Source organism: Rhodocytophaga rosea (assembly GCF_010119975.1).
Taxonomy (GTDB): Bacteria; Bacteroidota; Bacteroidia; order Cytophagales; family 172606-1; genus Rhodocytophaga; species Rhodocytophaga rosea.
This window is the reverse complement of the sequence record NZ_CP048222.1, coordinates 1662492-1683849: the sequence shown is the minus strand read 5'-3', so window position 1 is coordinate 1683849 and position 21358 is coordinate 1662492. Positions and strand designations below refer to the sequence as shown.

The following is a 21358-nucleotide window of genomic DNA, read 5'->3' as shown; positions in this document are numbered from 1 at the left end:
TCTGGCTAATTTGTTAACTAAGTATCTAACAAATTTATATTGTATGACTTGGATACTCAAGTATTGCTTATTTTGTCCACTTCTGAGCAGCGATACCATTTAGATCCCACACCACTTTTCCTGCTCTGATGGTCAGTTCCGCTTCCAGTTTGCGGTTGCCATCCAGCCGGTTCCCTCCGGCATCTATAAAACCAAATTTTCCCTGTTGCATACTTAATATAGTTACATCCGCAACAGCACCTTCGCTCAAATGTCCAAGGTCTTCCCGTTTGATAGATTTAGCGGCATTCCAGGTAGCCCTAAGGATAGCATCATCGAGAGACATACCCATGGCCATGTATTTCGACATCACATTCAACATACTTTTCATTCCGGCATTCATGCTGAAACGGTGAAGATCTGTACCAAAAGAGTTAGGTGCAAACCCTTGTTCCCAAGCAGGTACGGCCTGTTCAAACCAGAATCCGGCTCCGCCATGGCCTACATCGAACAGAATTCCTTTTTTCTGGGCTGCAAGCACAAACGGCCTCACTTTCCCTTGCTCATCTACCACAGGCATCCGTTCGGAAACTTTTTCATAGGAATGGGTAATAATATCTCCTGGCCGCATGCGGTTCAATTGCTCTTCTAATGAATATTGCGGCAGGTGGCATTCAACTAATAGAGGAACATTTGCTTTTTTTCCTGCTTCCAGTGCCCTATCAAAAGGCGTCCATTCTTTCCCTTCAAAATGACCAATTTTTATTCCGACAATAATATCCGGATATTTCTTAAGGGTTTGAATTGCCTGATCAGAATCCATATCCTCCATATTTTCCTGGGTAGCCTTTCCGCTCATACCTGTGCCTGCAATATTGAGAAAAACCAGTATCCGGGTTTTGGACTGCTCGATCACATTTTCTTTAAAAACCGGAAAATTGCGCCAGCCAGAAGTGCCTGCATCCACCACAGTTGTAACTCCGGACCGTAAAGTAAAATCATCGGGAGATACGCTGGAAGATCCGTCAGCAAAAGTATTGGGCTTGCTGCCTACAAATACATGGGTATGAATATCAATCAAACCAGGCGTTATATACAGATCGGTGGCATCTACTGTTTTAGCAGCTTGTGAAGAGGAAATATCCTTCGCTACTCTGGCAATCTTTCCCTCTTTAATAGCTACATCTATTTTACTGTTTATGCCGTTTTTAGGGTCAATTACATGCCCGTTTTTCAGAAGCAGATCATATTGTTGCGCCGAGATGGAGGCTGGAAAAAGTAAGAGTGATAGACCTAAAGCTACAGTATACATCCATCTAACTATAACTTGTCGGCTGGAAAAATGAGGATAAGAAACAGGCATATCGGCGGCTTTAGTCAAGAAAAACACAAGTAAGCAGGAGGTAATGTCACTCCCGTGGATTGTTTTATTGCTTCAGTTCGGTATCCCACATAGGCGCACTGATACCGTTCAGATCCCACACAATACGGCCAGCCCGGATCGTTAGCTCGGCTTCCAGTTTCTGAGTGCCTTTTATTTTTGTTTTCCGGATATCCACAAATCCAAAATCTCCTTTACGTACATTAAAAACCGCTACATCTGCCTCGGTTCCCACACTTAAATTTCCCAGTTCCGGCCTTCTGATCACATTGGCCGGACTCCAGGTAGCAAGCAATATCACCTCCTGAAGTGGCATACCCATGTTCAGAAATTTAGACAGCAAATTAGCCATATCCTTAAAACCGCCATTCATGCTATCGGAATGCAGATCTGAACTGATCACATTGGGTTTGAAACCTTGCTGCATTGCCGGAATGGCCTGACGCCACGAAAAAGCCCCGCCCCCGTGGCCTACATCGAAAATGATTCCCCGTTTTTGCGCCTCAAACACAAATGGTTTTACTTTGCCACTTTCATCAACGATGGTTTCCCGGTTGGTTGGGCCATAGGAGAAGGTATGTGTGAAAATATCACCAGGCCGCAGGTGTTTCATAAACAAATCCTCAATCGACAAAGGTGGATTATGTTCGCCAAAATCTACCATTACCGGAACGTTGGCTAGTTTGCCGGCTTCAACAGCCCGGTCTACCTGCGTAAAATCACCCCAGTAATGCGCCGCCTTAATGCCTACGATAATATCCGGAAACAGGCGTTTAATCATATTAGATGTCATCACGGGGTTCATATCTGTTATATCTTGCTCTTCAAAACGCCCTTCCATACCTGAACCAACAATATTTAACAAGGCAAGCACCCTGGTCTGGGATTTATCAATAGTCTGGGATTTAAACTGGCGGAAATTCCGCCATCCCGAAGAACCGGCATCCACTACGGTAGTAACACCAGCCCTGAAGGTAAATCCATCCGGTGGAAGGCTGGTAGCGGCATTGGCTATATAAGCGCCTGGGGTAGTTCCATAGAATACATGGGTATGCATATCTATGAGTCCTGGCGTTACATATAAGCCGCTTACTTCTACTACTTTTTTAGCATTTTTCGCAGGGATGTTGGCCGCTACCTGGAATATCTTTCCGCCTGCAATGGCTACATCCATTTTTGCATCTATCTTATTTTTAGGGTCAATCACATGTCCGCCTTTTAATAATAGATCAATCTCCTGTGCCTCTACATGAGTTGCAGTACATAAGATAAAAATGAAGAACAGCAGGGTGGAGGAAAAGGTAGTAAGAAGATTATATAAAGTACCCATATGAACAAAGACTGATACTAAGTTGAAATATTCAAATCTGGCAGTTATAAACTACAAGCAAAATATACATAATATTATTCAATAAAAGTTGATCGTAAAATACTGTAAAAGCAGGAAATATATATGATTTTTAGATGAAGAAGTATTTAAAGGGAATTTTGCTCTTACTTTACTCCATCAAGCGTGATACCATACAGGTGATGAGTGTTAGGTATGGGTTGTTAGGATGAGACTATCAGTTAAATGATGAGTCTGACTCAATTACGCAGTACTAATTTTTAATTGAGTATAATAGGCACAAAAACACTACAATTGATTAAAAAAAGTATTGTGAATGAAAATGTGTGCTGACTTTCTCAAATTATTAAACTAATTTTTAAAGGAATGGATAGAAACGTACAGAATAGGGTTTCTGCCAGATTAGCAAAATGATACATGGGATAACATGCATAAAAAAACAAAGGCGGTATGCAAATACCGCCTTTGTAATAATAAAACTACTGATTAGTGTTTCATGAGCCTCAACTGCTTTTTCGAAGATCCCTGAACAACATCAACTATATATATACCAGGCCTGTATTGATCGCCTATCGTAATAATTTGGTTGGGCTGCACATTTATTTTATGCTCAATCAAATTGCCATATATATCTCTTATTTGTAGCTCTACCAGATCGGTACTGACACTTTCTAAACTGATATTAAAGTTCTTCGCTGAAGGATTAGGAAATGTTCTCGTGCTGAATTGTCTTACCTCATCCTTTTTCTCCTCAACCTTATTTTGAAGGGCAATGGAATCAGTAATAGCTGCAATCTGGTTAGCCACTCTCAGTCTGTAAGCTGGATCAACAAATGGCTCGCTATAGATAAAATCATCCATGACCACCACATCGAGGGCAGGAGTTTCCAGGCGGCCGGGGCCGGGATAAAAATTACCCGAGGTGATGCGTACTTTGGCAATAATGGGAGTAGCAAAACTAACTCCCAGGAATGAAAAAGTTTGATTGCCGGCCAGATTAGGTACATTGAAGATACCCAGAGAATTACCATTTTGATCAAAATACTGGATTTTAGTAGTGTTGGCTAAATCTACATCGCTAAATACTGCCCCAAAACCTCGTACCAAGGCAGTAATGTCAGAGCCAGGCAAGAAGAAAGAGACATCAGTAACCGTACTTCCCTGAGAAGTAAACAGACGTTGGGGCGAAAAAGTAGCAAACAGATTCGGATAAGAAGCACTCAGGTTACCAAATTCCACGGGCGTTCCTGTCGGATTAACCGCATTGGCACTGACCTGAAAACCGGTTCCGGGGGTAGAAAACACAGCTCCTCTGGGAGAGTTGACATTAAAGAAATTAGGCGGCATATTATTAGGAGCAGAAAAGTTATCGGGCACGCCATCCCAGTTGATTTCTCTTCGCCCGGAAGTGAATGAACCGGCTACATTGGCATTCAGGGTACCTAAATTATTTCTGAACTGGTTAACCACAGGTTGCAGACCTACGGCATTAATTGAAGTGCCGCTAAAGGCTACCTGAGTGGATATAGCGGCAGGTTCACTATAGATAAAATCATCCATGACTACCACATCGAGGGCAGGGGTTTCCAGGCGGCCGGGGCCGGGATAAAAATTACCCGAGGTGATGCGTACTTTGGCAATAATGGGAGTAGCAAAACTAACTCCCAGAAAAGAAAAAGTTTGGTTGCCGGCTAAGTTAGGCACATTAAAGATGCCCAGGGAATTGTTGAATTTGTCAAAGTACTGGATCTTAGTAGTATTGGCTAAATCTACATCGGTAAAAACGGCTCCGAAGCCTTTTACCAAGGCAGGCGTATTAGAACCAGGCAAGAAGAAAGAGACATCAGTAACCGTACTTCCCCTGGCCGTAAACAGACGCTGGGGCGAAAAAGTAGCAAACAGATTCGGATAGGAAGCACTCAGGTTACCAAATTCCACGGGCGTTCCTGTCGGATTGACTGCATTGGCACTGACCTGAAAACCGGTTCCGGGGGTAGAAAACACAGCTCCTCTGGGAGAGTTGACATTAAAGAAATTAGGCGGCATATTATTAGGAGCAGAAAAGTTATCGGGCACGCCATCCCAGTTGATTTCTCTTCGCCCGGAAGTGAATGAACCGGCTACGTTGGCATTTAAATTTCCTAGCCGGGTACGAAACTGATTGACTACTGGCTGTAAGCCAGCTGCATTAACCGAACTACTACTAAAGGCTACCAGAGAAGAAGTAGCGGCAGGTTCGCTGTAGATAAAATCATCCATGACCACCACATCGAGGGCAGGAGTTTCCAGGCGGCCGGGGCCGGGATAAAAATTACCCGAGGTGATGCGTACTTTGGCAATAATGGGAGTAGCAAAACTAACCCCCAGGAATGAAAAAGTTTGGTTTCCGGCCAGATTAGGTACATTAAAGATGCCTAGGGAATTGTTGAATTTGTCAAAGTACTGGATCTTAGTAGTATTGGCTAAATCTACATCGGTAAAAACGGCTCCGAAGCCTTTCACCAATGCCAATGTATTTGAGCCTGGCAAAAAGAAGGTTACATCGGTAACCGTGCTTCCCTGAGAAGTAAACAGACGTTGGGGCGAAAAAGTAGCAAACAGATTCGGATAGGAAGCACTCAGGTTACCAAATTCCACTGGCGTTCCTGTCGGATTGACCGCATTGGCACTGACCTGAAAACCGGTTCCGGGAGTAGAGAATACGGCTCCTCTGGGAGAGTTGACATTAAAGAAATTAGGCGGCATATTATTAGGAGCAGAAAAGTTATCGGGCACGCCATCCCAGTTGATTTCTCTTCGGCCGGAAGTGAATGAACCGGCTACATTGGCATTTAAATTTCCTAGCCGGGTACGGAATTGATTGACTACTGGCTGTAAGCCAGCTGCATTAATTGAAGTGCCGCTAAAGGCTACTTGTGTGGTGGCAGCAGCAGGTTCACTATAGATAAAATCATCCATGACCACCACATCGAGGGCAGGGGTTTCCAGGCGGCCGGGGCCGGGGAAAGAATTACCCGAGGTGATGCGTACTTTGGCAATAATGGGAGTAGCAAAACTAACCCCCAGGAATGAAAAAGTTTGGTTTCCGGCCAGATTAGGCACATTGAAGATACCCAGGGAGTTACCGTTTTGATCAAAATACTGGATTTTAGTAGTGTTGGCTAAATCTACATCGCTAAATACTGCCCCAAAACCTCGTACAAAAGCAGGCGTATTAGAACCGGGTAAGAAGAAAGAGACATCGGTAATCGTGCTTCCCTGAGAAGTAAACAGACGCTGGGGAGAAAAAGTAGCAAACAGATTCGGATAGGAAGCACTCAGGTTACCAAATTCCACTGGCGTTCCTGTCGGATTGACCGCATTGGCACTGACCTGAAAACCGGTTCCGGGAGTAGAAAATACAGCGCCTCTGGGAGAGTTGACATTAAAGAAATTAGGCGGCATATTATTAGGAGCAGAAAAGTTATCGGGCACGCCATCCCAGTTGATTTCTCTTCGCCCGGAAGTGAATGAACTGGCTACGTTGGCATTGAGGGTACCTAAATTATTTCTGAACTGGTTAACCACAGGTTGCAGACCTACGGCATTAGCTGAAGTGCCGCTCCAGACAGTTTGGCCAGAAACAGACGAGAATAAAAACAAAGAACTTAACAGGAGGAATAATTTACTAAGGAACAGATCTTGCTTTGTTAAGGACCTATTAATGGTTAATAAGCCTTTTTCGTAGAAATACTTTTTCATTTTTGTGGTTTGTTTAAGAAATGATTGTAGGTGTTGCTATAATGACAGTATAAGCCAATGGTAGTTCTTGGCACAGAAGGGCATAACCGAGTAGAGCAAACTAGGTTTATAGCTGGCTACTCAAATCATTAATACATGTTATTAAAGACATTAAGCTTTGGAATAGGGCAAAGCTATTTGTCAAAATAAGTTATAGGAAGACTTATGGGTTTTTCTTGGTCTTGGTAAAAATCGGGTAGTTTGGAGGGTTTTTTGTCAACCTTTTAAAAAAGTTGCTAGGGCCGGTTGTTTGTACGGCTCCGGTTGCTCACATGCATTTTATCGTGGAGCAAGTGCAGGCCAGTATGCCTTCTTTCAGCTAGGTAAGCTAAAAACTATAATAAAGCCGCTCTGGCTCTCTTTGAGGGCTGGCCAGTAAAAAGTGGAGCAGGCTCAGCAGCAATATTCCATTTCAGAGTTTGTCACGTATCATAGGCTTGTACATTAACATGTGTTTTAGGGTGAGATTATATGGATATTCTGATAGCAGCAGCCAGCAATTATTCAATTCATTGCTGGTTAGCCCATGTCCAGGCAATTGCCCTTACCGAGATCTAGAAGGCTGCTTAAATCTGAAGCAAAATAAATCTTCTTTTTCCCCAGGGCAATAGTAGTTAAGTACTATTTTAGCAGCTATACTCTCAAGGTATTGGGCGCTAATTATAAGTTACCCTACCAGTATTTCAGATCAGTTGAAACTCAGAAACAGGAAGTACTTCCAAACTTGTAGCTCTAAAGGCTTCTTGTATTTGAGAGGAATAGATTTAATTAATTTTTACTGGTATAACTATCTCTGTAACTGCAACTTTATTAGCCAATTACGGTAATTTTTCTGGGAACACAATTAAGTTTACAGTAATTATTTTTTAACCAGTATATATTATTTAGCAATCTAAAAACAGACTTACAATAGGATGACATGAGGTAGCCAGGTTGCACAAATTAAATAAGTCTAATATTATTTTATTCTTTGAGAAGAGCGCAGAAAATAAGTATACCAGGTTCACTTCAACTGGTATTATATGCACCGCTCATTGAATGGACCTGTGCATATATTGGTAGAAAAAGCAGTTAGTACGCCATTATAGGATGATATAGAGGTTAATTATGAGGAAAAAAGAACATTACTATGAATCAAAACTACCACAAGCAGTGCAATATAGTTAAGTATCAAAGAAGGCTAACAAGCTAAATTATTTATTGAATGCAATTAATAGGAACCTTCCAGCGTAGTAACAGATTTTGGTCCTAGCAGAATCTTATTGCCGGGAGCCATTCCCTTAGCCAGATTTTTTTCCTGGTCTGTGATATAGGTAGTAAACAGATTGCCTTTGACCTTAACTCCAGCCAGGTCTAAACTAATGTTCTGGCCAGACATATTGATGCCCACTATCACTACTTTATTAGCCTTTTCATCTTTATAAGCTGATAGCATATATTTACCAGCCTGCTGCACGAGTCCTGGATTATCAGGTAACTGAATGTTTATGCGTTTCATGCCTGGGCGGATGAACCGGGCAAAATTTCCAAAGGCCCATAGCTGTTTAGAATCTACTACCTGCCCTGAAAGACGTGCCTGGTTATGGTCTTTGTATTGCCCGTCCGGGCTATTGATGTAAACAAGTCCATCACTGTAATTATAGGGATTAATGGCGAGCCACCACTGCCAGGAAGTAACATTAGCTACTGTTAAATCATGGTGAATTATTTTGGCCACATATAATCCATAATCGATACCTGTATTTCTGGGATAGCCGTTATATTTCCCGCAAATATCGCCCAACACACCAAACTCACTCTGCCACAAAACCGAATTTCCTATCATTTTAGCTGCCTGCACTGCTTTCTGCCGCATAGTAATAAGTTTGGTATCATCACAGGTAGTAAAATAGCTATGATAAACCATTACAGGTTCTACATTCGGCAGATTTTTAATAGAATTTCCGTTGGCAGAGAATAGTTCTGCCAGCTGATTGCCTCGTCCGGTTTCTGCTTTTTCGTAAAGGAAATCCAACTGGCCTGCTTCACCCATAGTAATTTTTGTTTTACTTCCGGAAGCTGATAATTTATCTGATAAAGCTTTGGCAACGTTTACCAGATCGCTGGTTCGTGCCGGCGAGCCCTCCTGGGTAGCTTTTCCGTCTTTTCCGGCGGCCCAGTCCCATTGGGGTTCGTTAATGGGGCTCAGGTAATCAAATTCAAAATGAGCAGATACTTCCGTGAGAAAGTGGGCAAAGTCAGTGAGTTTTCCGGGTTTCAAATTCAGCGAACTTCCACCTGGCGAATAAGCTTTGCCATTCATGGTCATATGAACTGGCGGAGAATTGGAAAAACCCAGCGTGTAGGATACGCCCCTTTGGCGGGCTGCTTTCAGGAACCATTGGCCACCTGCCTGCTTCGACCAGTCATATTGCCCTTGTGCATTCTGGAAACATTCTTCCCGCCGCCATTCATCACGGATATTACTGGCATCGCCTTGTTCGAAACTGCCTGCACCAATATTTACCCGCCACAAAGATAAGCCTATGCCTTTAGGCTGGCCATTAGGTAAAGTATCAAGACTGAATAATAGGTCAGCAATTTGATTTTTTTCGCTTCCTCTTCCCATTTCCCAATAAATTTCGCTGACCAGCAATCCGATGCTCCAAAGCTATGTATCGTTTGTATTTCAGTGGCCAGGTCAACGACCACCTTTCCGCCTGCTTGTGGATTGCTGATAGAATCAATCTTACCTTGAATCCAGGCTAACAATAATACGAGCAAATAGGCAAGGAAGTGATTCATGAGGTTAGGGAATTAGTTGTGTCATTATGAATTGCAAGTTTAGAAAAGCCCGTAACTTACCACTCTATACGTAAGCGCCTGGGTCACTTGCTTGCATACTTGTTGGGTTGTTAATAAGCAGCCAAGTATTATACAAATATATAATTGTTGTTGAAAAGATCACCTGTGCGCAAGCAGGACTATACATAAACCAGCTTTGGTGCGTTCGCCCTTTTGAGTTCCTCTATTTTTTGTTACCTTTGTCAATAACCTATACTTATTGCTTTACAGGCTTTTATGTCAAGGAAGATAACCTTCATACCATTATCACTGCTCTTTCTTATAGTGCTGCTCGGCATCTGTAAGCCTGCCAGTGATCAAAAGGTATCGTCTTCTACCTATCAAATCAGTCTTCCTAGTGCTCAGCCAATGGATAGCTCAGATCAGTTGATGATACTGCCTGCAAGTGATAAGACTATTGTTCATGCCGTACATTTCAATTTTGCCCAGGAATTTCTGTTTGTTCTAGGCCTTGCTTTTTCCATGTTATTGCTTTTTGCAGTATACACCTTTCAAGCGCCTGCATTTACCAACTCCTATTTTACAAATACCTTCTGTCATCTCATAGCCATTAATGCCCCCTAGGTAATCAGTTACATTTTTGTTTACATTCCTTGATAGCATGTACTATCCAGGTGAATTCATATTTTATCAATTTTTAATTGATGCGATGATTCACCGGATATAAGTTATTGTAGTTATAAGGGAGACGAGGAGTTTATTTTCTCTTCGTGAGAAGGATCATTTTCAGTACTTATTCTTCCATATTTATTGCTGCTCCTGTCATATTGTATTTCTCCACAAATAAAATTGCCCAATAAACGGATTAACAATCTTTTCATTTTTCACACTTAAACCATAAACTATTTAAACCTTTTATTATGTACGGATTTATTATCGGAATTTTTGTGATCGGTTATCTGGCCATTGCCTTTGAACATCCTATCAAAATCAACAAAACAGCCTCTGCTTTAATTACCGGGGTATTGTGCTGGACGGCCTATATCGTATTTTCCAGTCACGAAGCCCTGGGAATTGTAGGCGAATTGTCTCATCATTTAGGTGCCGTCGCAGAAATTTTATTCTTTTTACTGGGTGCCATGACCATTGTGGAGTTAGTAGATGCCCATGATGGATTCAGTGTGATTACCGACCGGATCAATACCAGAAGCAGCCGTACATTATTATGGGTTTTATCTTTTATTACTTTCTTCTTATCAGCCATTTTGGATAACCTGACTACTGCTATTGTGATGGTATCCCTGCTCAGAAAGCTGGTGAGCGACCAGGAACAACGGAAATTTTATGCAGGCATGGTTATTATTGCTGCCAACGCCGGAGGTGCCTGGTCACCATTGGGAGATGTAACGACTACTATGCTCTGGATTGGTGGCCAGATCACACCTCTGGCCATTATTTCAAATCTGATTATCCCCAGTTTAGTTTGTTTGCTTGTTCCGCTGGTGTTTCTTTCTTTCCGGATGAAAGGTAATTTGCTGGGAGAGGAAATTGTGAAGGAAACAGATACACACGAAAAAAGTAAGCTGATGTTATTTGTGGGTATAGGAGGATTAATATTTGTGCCTGTCTTCAAAACACTCACCCATTTACCACCCTATATGGGAATGTTATTAGCCCTTGGCGTAGTATGGATTGTATCTGAACTGATAAACAGCGATAAGGATGAAGAAGCAAAGCATCCTTATACTCCGGCCCATGCCCTTTCCAAGATAGATACTTCCAGTGTGCTTTTTTTTCTGGGTATCCTGATTGCGATTGGAGCCCTGGAAGCCACTCATTTGTTGAGCAACCTGGCCACCTGGATGAGTGAAACCATTGGCAATCTTGATATTATTGTCATTGCCATTGGTCTGGCTTCAGCCGTGATTGATAATGTGCCTCTGGTAGCCGCTACCATGGGCATGTATAATTTAACCGATTTTCCAACGGATCACAAGATATGGGAATTTCTGGCCTACTGTGCCGGTACTGGTGGCAGTGTGCTCATTATTGGTTCTGCCGCCGGGGTAGCTGTAATGGGGATGGAAAAGATAGATTTTATGTGGTATGTTAAACGGATCAGCTTTTTAGCATTGATTGGGTATTTTGCAGGTGCTTTAGCTTATTTAGGTATTTATTCATTGCTGCATTAGCCATTATCCTATTAGTCAGATCCTGCCTGTACGAAAGATGGAGCTTTATACAGGCAGGATTATTTTAATTAAACAGCTGATTACTTGCGATTTACTCAGAAAAATTTCTGCCTTATTTACAACCAGATAGATTTCTACGAATTACTTATCCCAGGCAAATATTATTAATCGGCATATAACCTATCTGTTCATAACCTATGGAATACCTACATGATGACTATTTAACAAATATTGTGATCTACATTGTTACCAACGACTTAGCGGAAGCATTTGTAGTAGCAGAGGAATTACGTCTGAATTAAAAATTTTATTTATCTTTTGTATGAAAGCCTTTCAATCCGGAAGGCTTTTTGTTTTTACTCCAGTTCCTATAGGCGGCTAGCGTATAGACAGCATTAAGTTGTAATACTGATTTGCAATACACTCCTAATAACAAGCAACTAATAAAGTATTAGTATAAGGGAATTACTGAGGCAGTTACCCAATGTACTTGAATTTTGCATGTACTGTTGCTTATTGTTATTCATAACCTTTCTCATTAATTTCATCTTCTGTATTATATGCTTTTCCAGATTACTCTTTATGAGCCATTACCATCATCACGGCAGTGAAACAAATATTAAAGCCACTTTTTTCTTAATCTGGCTTTTACCATTTTTGAACCCATATTAATTTAGATTCCTTATCAAATTGTCGTCTTTCTTTTTTCATGTCAGCTAAGTAAACTTTCTGAGCTTAACTTAATGTCCGGTCAAATGAAGCATGTTCAATATTATGAAGAACAAGCTGGCAGGCATATTTTTCCGGGATTATTTCAGAGACTCTCATGGAGTATTTACTGACTACAATTGAGAAAGAATTAGAGTAAAAAGCAGGCGTTTGATAGTAATTTTCAGCTTAGTCTACCATCTTAGTTTTCAACTTACAAATTGCAGTAACAAATTGAGCACGATGAAAAAACTATTTTTATTATTGAGTAGTGTATTCCTACTTTGTGCCTGTGCCCATCAAGAGGAAATAGTAGGTGATACTCAAATCACTACATGGCAGGATGGAAAAACAGGAGCCATTTCCCTGACGTATGATGATGGGTCTATAAACCAGTTTCGGCAAGCCCTACCTATTATGAACCGGCTGAAGTTACCGGCTACTTTTTTCATCATTACCGGCCAGATCCCAGGCTCGCAGTATCAAGGAAAGTTTATTGGCCGGCCAGTAGGTGAAATTATCAAAGAGACTGCAACCATTCCCACCAACAAAGAAAACTTTTTTGAGCGGACTTCTGCCGCTGGTTTTCTGGGATACCAGGGAACCATAGAGTACCATACGCAAGCTGGTTCCTTATATGATGCCGGAAAGATAGAAGAAGCCTATCAGGTGATTGAAGATTTATACAAGAAGGTGAGAAGTGGAGAATTCAAGCGGGGAGACAAAAGTAAAGCAGAAGTAAATGAAGCCAAAGGAGTGAGCTGGGAAGATATAAAATCCTATGCTGCCCAGGGACATGAGTTTGCCAGCCATACAGTAACTCATCCCCGCTTAGCTGTACTCGATGAAGTAAACATGCTTTATGAACTTGAAAAGAGTAAAGAGGATATTCTAACGCAACTGGGACCCCAGTATACTTTTTCTGCAGAAGGGCCTTATGGAACTGAAAATGAACGTGTGATGGAGTATGCCCATAAAGTGTATCCTGCTTTACGGAACCGGATGCCGGAGCCATTTCTGGAAGAGCTCAACCGGGGTAGTAAAACACAGCCAGGTACATCTAAGAAAGAATATGTGCAATGGCAAAGAGGAGCCCTTACCAGCACATCTTTACCTTTAATGAAATCCTGGGTAGATACCTTAGCCAGCCATGAGAATATCTGGCTGGTGTTGGTGTTTCATGGCGTAGACGGGATTGGCTGGGAAGCGTTACCGCATGAGTTGCTGGAGGAATATTTTCAATACATTAAACAGAAAGAGGATAAGCTATGGGTAGCTACTTTTGCAGATGTAACCAAATATATGCGGGAAAGAATCAATGCAAAGGTACAGTCAGAAGAAAAAGAGGGCCACCTAGTTATTCACCTCACCCATAACTTAGATAAGGCTATGTATAAGCTTCCCTTAACCTTAAAAACGTATGTTTCTTCAGACTGGAAGAAGGTAAATGTAAAACAAGGCAATAAAGAGAAGCTAATCGATACAAAGCAGGATCAAAAAGGAACCTACATCTTATACCAGGCCTTCCCCAATGCAGAGACCATAGAGCTATTGGAAGCATAAGGCATTTTATGCTAAAATTGCATAGATAGATGGTAAAATAATCGCTATAGTTTTTCTACCTTCTACATGTAAATTTCTTTCCGGTTAAAATTATGTCAGAATATTCTCAAATCCATGCTTCTCGCCGCGAATTTATTAAAACTACCTCGCTGGCCACGGCTGGTGCCTTCTTGTCTCCGGGAAGTTTTGCACAAAGCGTAAAACCAGTGGCTGCAGCTAAATCTGATCATCCCATTTGTGTTTTTTCCAAGCACCTACAATTTTTGCAGGTCCCTGAATTGGCCAAAGCCGTAGCTGCTATGGGCTACAATGGCATAGATTTAACGGTACGCAAAGGGGGACACATAGAACCCGAACATGCTGTCGCACAACTGCCTCAGGTTATTGCCGCTATCCGGAAAGCCGGTCTGGAAGTGCCTATGATCGCTACCGATATTATCGACCCTAACCATCCGCTTACCGAACCTATTTTAAAAATGGCAGCTAGCCTGGGAGTTAAACATTACCGCACCGCTTATCTATCTTTCGATCCAAAAATAGGTGTAGCTAAAAGCCTGGAAATGCACCGGATACAACTCCGCGATCTGGCTGCCATCAATAAAAAATATAATATACAGGGTGCTTATCAAAACCACGCCGGTACCAATCTGGGTTCGTCAGTGTGGGATATCTGGGAGGTTATAAAGGACCTGGACCCACAGTACATGGGAGTGCAATATGATCCCAAACATGCCACTGCTGAAGGAGGTATGTCATGGGTAAACGGTATGGATATACTTAAAAACCACATCCGCTGCATGGCTATTAAGGATTTTTACTGGGAGAAAAAAGGTGATACATGGGTTCATACCTATGTTCCCTTAGGCGAAGGAATGGTCGATTATAAAAAAGTGTTCAGCCTGGTAAAACAATATAAAATTCATGGGCCATTATCCATACACTTTGAGTACCCATTAGGTGGGGCGGATAAAGGAGCCAGGCAAATAACTATTGCCCAGGAAGAGGTGCTTACGGCCATGAAGCGGGACCTGCATACCCTGCGCAATATGCTGAAAGAAGCAGAGAATAATTAGTAAAAATCAGGCCTTTTTTCAATTACCTAGCCTTATTTATCTGTTAACAATGGATTTTGAAAATCCATTGTTAACTTAAATGGCTTAGCAAGAAGCTTTAGTTAATTTAAGCTTGCTTATCGATCCTTATGAACCGAAGAAACCTTTTAAAATCGGCAGGTGCACTGGCTGCATTGAGTACGATCCGTGTACAATCGTTGACACAGACACCAGCACATCCAGATCTGAAAACCATTAAGATTACGCAAACCAACTCTGATTTTGAACGCGAAAAATTAATACGCCCCTTTGGATTTAAAGGAGGCTACCTGACTGAACTGTGGCAAACGATTGTCCGCCTGGAATCCCAGACAGGCAAAAGCGGCATTGGGCTGGGTACCCAAAGCGTGCTCTATGGCGATCCTGATTTATTTGCCGCGCACTCTGAAGCCGGCGGCAACGCCCTCAAATATGCCCTCACTGAAAAAGTGCTGCACCTGGTCAAACAAACCCAGTTTACTACCCCCATTGAATTGCTGGAAAAAATAATGCCTGAAGTGATTGCTACAGGAAAGCGTATAACAGGCAAATCTGATTTAAACCCCATCTTTGTTTATATTTCTCTGGTAGCCATAGATAATGCTGCCTGGCTCATATATGCCACCGAGAATAATTTTACAAGTTTTGATCAGATGGTGCCAGCTCAATACAGTAAAGCCCTTAGCGCCCGCAACAATAAGATCGCTATAATGTACCAGGTGCCTTATGGTATGCCAATAGAAGAACTGAAAAAAGCAGCCGAAGATGGATATTTTGTATTTAAATTAAAATCGGGTGCTCCCGGCACCCAATCCGAAATGCTACAAAAAGACTGCGAGCGCCTCACCCAGATTCATACCACCTTAAAAGGTTTCCACACCAGCCAGATGAATAATGGCAAACTCATTTACACCATTGATCCCAATGCCAGGTATGATAAAAAAGAAACCTTTCAACGCTACCTGGATCATGCGAAGAAAATAGGTGCAATCGACCAGATTTTATTTGCCGAAGAACCATTAAATGAAAAAAGCGAAGAAAATGTCAAGGATTTAGGAATACTGATTGCCGGAGACGAAAGCGTTCACGATGAAGCAACTGCCCTCCGTCGTTTAGAACAAGGATATGGAGCTCTGGTATTAAAAGGGATAGCTAAAACCTTAAGTTTTTCTATGAAAGTAGCCAAACTTGCCCAGGAGCGTAATATTCCTTGCCTCTGCGCCGACTTAACGGTGAATCCAATCCTGGTGGACTGGCACAAAAACCTGGCTGCCCGTTTAAGTCCCTTCCCCGGTATTGGGATGGGATTGATGGAAACCAACGGCGATGCCCAATACCGGAACTGGCCAACCATGATGGGCTACAACCCGGCTGGCACAGCTTCCTGGAATATACGAAAGAATGGCGTTTTTGAATTAAAGGACGAATTTTATCAGCGAAGTGCCGGTATTTTTGAGCCATCGGTACATTACCAGGAAATATTTAGAAAGAGCTAGCATGATAAGTATTTTATAAAACAGGTTATAATTCAGCATGTAGCCATACTTTCGTAAGTAATAACTCCCATCAAAGAACCAGGATAGCATGTAAAAGGCCTCAGTTAGGAGAACCATAATTTGTTAAATTATTTAATGAAGCGATAATAACTACCCATTTTGTATACTCATAAAGTTTTAGTAACCTGTAAAATATATTTACAGGTCCATTATTCTTTTAACTTAGAATGATGTGCAAAAGGCAGTAAAGGAAAAAATACTATAATCAGCAAACAAATACCTTATCCGATGGGAGAAACTAAAATTGGAAATTATCGCTGGGCAGTTTGTGCCTTACTCTTCTTTGCTACCACCATCAACTATATAGACAGGCAGGTAATCGGTTTACTAAAACCTACCCTGGAGAAAGAGTTTAGCTGGAGCGAAACAGATTATGGAAATATCGTAATGGTTTTTGCGGCCTGCTATGCGTTGGGGTATATTCTATTCGGAAATTTTATTGATAAGATAGGTACTAAACTGGGTTATTCTATTTCTATTATTATCTGGAGTATTGCTGCGATGGCCCATGCCTTAGTAAAAAGCACCTTCGGCTTTGGACTGGTAAGAGGCGTATTAGGATTAGGAGAAGCCGGTAACTTTCCGGCAGCCGTTAAAGCAGTGGCTGAGTGGTTTCCTAAGAAAGAACGTGCATTGGCTACCGGTATTTTTAACTCAGGCACCAGCATTGGCGCAGTGGCGGCTCCTATATTAGTTCCCTGGATACTGGGTGCCTATGGCTGGCAGGAAGCCTTTCTGATCACAGGCGCTATAGGCTTTATATGGCTGATTTTCTGGTGGATATATTATGAAATTCCCTCCCGCCATAAAAAGTTATCTTCCAGGGAATATGAATACATTCATAGCGACCATGAGCCTGCCGCTTCCCCAAATGCAGTAGCTATATCCTGGAGCCGCTTGCTAAGTTTGCGGCAAACATGGGTATTTATTGTTGGTAAAGTACTTACGGACCCTATCTGGTGGTTTTTCCTGTTTTGGTTACCCTCCTATTTCGCTACTACTTTTAAGCTGGATCTGACAAAGCCTAGTTTGCATCTGGCGGTTGTATATACAGCGACAACTTTTGGGAGTATTGGCGGCGGATATATCTCTTCTTTTTTAATTAAAAGAGGATGGCCTGTGTTAAAAGCGAGAAAAGCTACCCTGCTTGGCGTGGCTATAGCTGTGTTACCCATTATACTGGCCAGATATGCATCAAACATATGGGTAGCCGTAGGTATCATCAGTATCGCCGCAGCGGCTCATCAGGCCTGGAGCGCTAATATTTTCACCGTTGTTTCCGACATTGTTCCTAAAAGAGCCGTAAGTTCTGTCGTGGGGATCGGCGGGATGGCCGGATCAATAGGATCTACTTTGTTTCCTCTACTGGTGGGCTCATTGCTAGATTATTACAAAGCGGCAGGCAATATTGGTGCCGGTTATAACATCCTGTTTATCATTTGTGGGTTAGCTTATTTTACAGCCTGGCTGATTATACACTTCCTTACTTCCCGAATGAAACCTATAGAACTGTAGGCAATTAGCAGCGTTAAAAACAGTTGTATCTCTACTTGAGTTGAAATTTTTATAGCATTTCAATAGTTTTCCTAAAACCAGATTCTATGAAATGAAGTTATGTAAATAACAAAGCACGTAAGCTATATATATTCCGATCTTAAAAGTTAGCATGATAAAATTAAAACTTCATCGGAAATAGCGGCTTACGCTAAGATAATAAGATATTAAAATGAACAAATTCTTTTATTACGCGCTTTTGCTCCTTTGTTGCTGTACATTAACTTATTGTCAAACCAATAAACCAAAGGGAGCAAATCAAGTGGTAGCCACACTTGAAACCAAGGTAGCTCCCCCTTCAAAAATTGATTTCAGTTCTTCTCCTGTACTTTCACCCCAACAGTCTATGGAGCAGATGCAAGTAGAAGATGGATTTGAAGTAAAATTAGTAGCATCTGAGCCATTGGTAAGTTCTCCGGTTGCCTTAACATTTGATGGCAAAGGGCGCATCTGGGTAATAGAAATGAACGGGTATATGCCAGATACCATAGGTACAGGAGAAGAGGTACCAAGCGGCAAAATCGTGATTCTGGAAGATACAAATAAGGATGGTGTAGCGGATGAACGGAAGGTATTTCTGGATTCACTGGTATTGCCAAGAGCACTTTGTTTGATTGAAGATGGCATATTGGTTGCCGAACCCCCACGCCTGTGGTACTACCCAATCAACAATGACAAACCAGGGAAAAGAGTATTGGTAGACGAAGCGTATACAGATGGCGGCAACGTCGAACACCAGCCCAATGGTTTATTACGGGCGATGGATAACTGGATTTATAATTCCAAATCGAGTAAGCGGTATCGCAAAAGAGGCGATACCTGGCAAATTGAACGAACCCACTTTCGTGGCCAGTGGGGAATAAGCCAGGATAATTACGGACGCCTGTATTACAATACTAATTCGGAAAATGTATTGGGAGATTATTTTTCTCCTGGTCTGGGAGCGTATAATAAAAATCAACGGAGTGTCGCAGGCTTTAATAAAAAAATAGTAGCCGACAACAAAGTATATCCGGCCAGACCTACACCTGGGGTGAACAGAGGATATATGAAAGATGTATTAGATGACAGCCTGCATTTAGTAAATTTTACTGCTGCCTGTGGTACGCTGGTCTACCGGGGTGATTTGTTTGGCCCGGCGTATGGATCTGCTGTTTTTGTAGCTGAACCATCTGCTAATCTGATCAAACGAAATAGTATCTCTGAGCAGGGATATATTATCCAGGGCAGGCAAGCGTATAAAGGCAAAGAGTTCTTAACAAGCCTGGATGAACGTTTCCGGCCGGTAAACCTGTACAATGCCCCAGATGGCGCTTTATACATAGTAGATATGTACCGGGGTATTATTCAACATAAAACGTATTTAACTACGTATCTGAAACAGGAAATTGCCAAGCGCCAGTTAACTGAGCCGCTCAATTGTGGCCGTATTTATAAAGTGGTTCCCAAAGGGAAAAAAGAGCAAAGAGGCCCACTGCCTGATCAGCCCACATGGTTTGTGACCTTATTAGGGCATCCTAATGGATGGGTGCGGGACTATGCCCAGCAAAGGCTGATAGATGGTAAATACAAAGAAGTCATTCCTGCTTTAAAGCAATCCTTAAAAGAAACTACTAATCCTCTTCAAACTATCCATGCACTCTGGACTCTGGAAGGCTTGGATGCCTTGCAGACAGAAGAAGTAGTAGCCTTGTTACAACAAACAATGTGGCCTATCCGGATGCAGGCATTAAGCGTATTGCCCTCCCTGATCAATAAAACGAACTATACACAATATCTGCCGGTGATGGAGCGAATGGTTGAACAAAAAGATACCTTAGCGGCACCCTATATCGCTTTTCTGATACATTATATAGAATCTATTGAGCGGAATGCAGCAAATAAATTAGTAAAGAAAGTAGTAAAACAATATCCGGATGATATCTATGTAGCAGATGCTGTGATTAGCAATGTGGAGGACCGTGAAAGTGTTTTCCTGAAAGAATTACCTGCTCTGGTATCGGATACTAATCTTGCCATTTACACCCAGACAAATCGGGTAATTACTCAAATACAAAATGCACAGGCAAGGCGGAATCCGGAAGCCTTGAAAAAAGAATTTCCCAAAGGAGCTGTTATGTTTACTTCCATCTGCCAGACATGCCATGGCCCGGATGGTAATGGTGTTCAATCATTGGGGCCTCCTTTAAATCAATCAGAATGGGTTACAGGAAATAAAGAGAAACTTATCTCCATCGTATTATATGGCTTGACTGGCCCGGTAGAAGTAAGAGGACGATTGTACAAGGCACCGGAAATAAATGGAGATATGCCTGGAATTGGTTATAATAAAGAGTTGACAAATGAAGAAGTAGCACAGTTATTAAGTTTCATCCGAAAATCATGGCAAAACAATGCCGATAAAGTAACTGTAGAAGAAGTAGCTAAAATCCGTCAAAAGCTAAATACTCGCCAAAATGCTTTTACCGTAGAGGAATTGAATGCAATGTAAAAGATCCGAATTTATGTAGAAAGCACTGCATATATAGGTATTCCCTACTCTAAAGCTGCATTGGATCAAATCCCTTGGAGTGACTAAGTTTTATAGCCTGAATAATATAAGTAGTAATAGGATTCTGCTACAAAGTTACATACCTTATCGGAGCAAGTAACCACACCACCAGTTGTTAAATCTTTACCCCGGAGCAGCCTGGCTGGTAGCAGGTGCTATATTGCTTGCTGCACTGATTTTTTTATTTTTAATTTTTCCCTTCTTCAGGTTTCTCTCTTTGTCCTTCTGCTTCAAGTCAATATCGGTAAATACCTCCTGCTTCCATAAGATAGTATGTTTGCTAGTGATTTATCCAGACTTTTTATCTGTTGGAGAAGTGAAATATGAATAAATACTTTCTTTCTTTTCGAAGACTTGGTGTTGGTCAAAAATATGGTTAACCATTCGATGCCTCTACACCCATTGGTAAACATAGTCATGTATATCAGCGAGTGAAAAATATTTCTGAGGAAAAGGTCTGGGTTCAATGATTTTACATATCATATTCTACCGGTTCTTTCTCGCTTCTTTTTGCAAGCTTCACCCCAATAATTCCTCCGATGGTGCAGGTAGCTAATACCAGGATCAACATACAAGGAACGCCTATGTATCCCCGTTTTTCATAACTTAATTGAAATATGATGGGAAATCCAATCGCAAAGCCAACTACGATACCGAGGCAGCATCCTAGAATGCCATAAATAATTTGTTTCTGTTCATCCATGTAAGTACATATTATGCCTAACCAATATCCTGGTTATTAAGCAGAAACGCTAACATACATCTCCTTTCTAATAGAAAGCCATGTAGGAAATAATCAAAAACTAGAGAAGCTAACTCTATACTGATCTATTATGCGAATTGGCTTGCTTGGTAGTCTTCTTACTGCAAG

General features: G+C 41.7%; 10 protein-coding genes and 1 pseudogene. 6 read left to right on the top strand and 5 right to left on the bottom strand.

All coding sequences use genetic code 11. The features are described 5' to 3' along the window. Window positions 1-67: 67 nt before the first annotated feature. The 4 genes and pseudogenes from GXP67_RS07045 to GXP67_RS07030 form a co-directional block, all read right to left on the bottom strand. On the bottom strand, window positions 68-1360 hold the full coding sequence (locus GXP67_RS07045; RefSeq protein ID WP_232065010.1) for an amidohydrolase/deacetylase family metallohydrolase: 1293 nt from the start codon (window positions 1358-1360) through the stop codon (window positions 68-70). A 46-nt stretch (window positions 1361-1406) separates the two neighbouring features. Beyond that, window positions 1407-2690 carry an amidohydrolase/deacetylase family metallohydrolase gene (locus GXP67_RS07040; protein ID WP_162442484.1) on the bottom strand — a complete coding sequence of 428 codons (1284 nt, stop codon included), beginning with the start codon at window positions 2688-2690 and terminating at the stop codon, window positions 1407-1409. A 504-nt stretch (window positions 2691-3194) separates the two neighbouring features. Continuing rightward, a complete protein-coding gene (locus GXP67_RS07035) occupies window positions 3195-6449 on the bottom strand; it encodes a T9SS type A sorting domain-containing protein (protein ID WP_162442483.1) in 3255 nt (1084 codons plus the stop codon). 1249 nt (window positions 6450-7698) lie between these two features. Continuing rightward, a pseudogene (locus GXP67_RS07030) lies at window positions 7699-9272 on the bottom strand (glycoside hydrolase). 920 nt (window positions 9273-10192) lie between these two features. Between GXP67_RS07030 and nhaD the strand changes: the two are divergent. The 6 genes from nhaD to GXP67_RS07000 all read left to right on the top strand — a co-directional run bounded on the left by nhaD (window position 10193) and on the right by GXP67_RS07000 (window position 20427). Next, window positions 10193-11464: a sodium:proton antiporter NhaD gene (gene nhaD / locus GXP67_RS07025; RefSeq protein ID WP_162442482.1), complete on the top strand. Its 1272-nt coding sequence runs from the start codon at window positions 10193-10195 to the stop codon at window positions 11462-11464. A gap of 951 nt (window positions 11465-12415) precedes the next feature. Next, complete coding sequence (locus GXP67_RS07020) at window positions 12416-13735, top strand: polysaccharide deacetylase family protein (RefSeq protein ID WP_162442481.1); 1320 nt, start codon at window positions 12416-12418, stop codon at window positions 13733-13735. A 92-nt stretch (window positions 13736-13827) separates the two neighbouring features. Continuing rightward, window positions 13828-14808: a sugar phosphate isomerase/epimerase family protein gene (locus GXP67_RS07015; RefSeq protein ID WP_162442480.1), complete on the top strand. Its 981-nt coding sequence runs from the start codon at window positions 13828-13830 to the stop codon at window positions 14806-14808. A 128-nt stretch (window positions 14809-14936) separates the two neighbouring features. Further along, window positions 14937-16322 (top strand): enolase C-terminal domain-like protein, encoded by a 1386-nt coding sequence (locus tag GXP67_RS07010; protein ID WP_162442479.1) that lies wholly within the window; start codon window positions 14937-14939, stop codon window positions 16320-16322. A 288-nt stretch (window positions 16323-16610) separates the two neighbouring features. Further along, entirely contained in the window at window positions 16611-17897 is a 1287-nt protein-coding gene (locus tag GXP67_RS07005; protein WP_162442478.1) for an MFS transporter, read from the top strand. A 301-nt stretch (window positions 17898-18198) separates the two neighbouring features. After that, window positions 18199-20427, top strand: coding sequence for a DUF7133 domain-containing protein (locus GXP67_RS07000; RefSeq protein WP_232065008.1), 2229 nt, complete (start codon window positions 18199-18201; stop codon window positions 20425-20427). Between the two features lie 532 nt (window positions 20428-20959). Here GXP67_RS07000 and GXP67_RS06995 read toward each other — a convergent pair. Further along, complete coding sequence (locus GXP67_RS06995) at window positions 20960-21190, bottom strand: hypothetical protein (RefSeq protein WP_162442476.1); 231 nt, start codon at window positions 21188-21190, stop codon at window positions 20960-20962. Window positions 21191-21358 lie beyond the last annotated feature (168 nt).

Coding starts and splice junctions, on each gene's coding strand:
- GXP67_RS06995 (WP_162442476.1), bottom strand. CDS start 21,190: ATGGATGAACAGAAACAAATTATTTATGGCATTCTAGGATGCTGCCTC.
- GXP67_RS07015 (WP_162442480.1), top strand. CDS start 13,828: ATGTCAGAATATTCTCAAATCCATGCTTCTCGCCGCGAATTTATTAAA.
- GXP67_RS07010 (WP_162442479.1), top strand. CDS start 14,937: ATGAACCGAAGAAACCTTTTAAAATCGGCAGGTGCACTGGCTGCATTG.
- GXP67_RS07040 (WP_162442484.1), bottom strand. CDS start 2,690: ATGGGTACTTTATATAATCTTCTTACTACCTTTTCCTCCACCCTGCTG.
- GXP67_RS07020 (WP_162442481.1), top strand. CDS start 12,416: ATGAAAAAACTATTTTTATTATTGAGTAGTGTATTCCTACTTTGTGCC.
- GXP67_RS07035 (WP_162442483.1), bottom strand. CDS start 6,449: ATGAAAAAGTATTTCTACGAAAAAGGCTTATTAACCATTAATAGGTCC.
- GXP67_RS07005 (WP_162442478.1), top strand. CDS start 16,611: ATGGGAGAAACTAAAATTGGAAATTATCGCTGGGCAGTTTGTGCCTTA.
- nhaD (WP_162442482.1), top strand. CDS start 10,193: ATGTACGGATTTATTATCGGAATTTTTGTGATCGGTTATCTGGCCATT.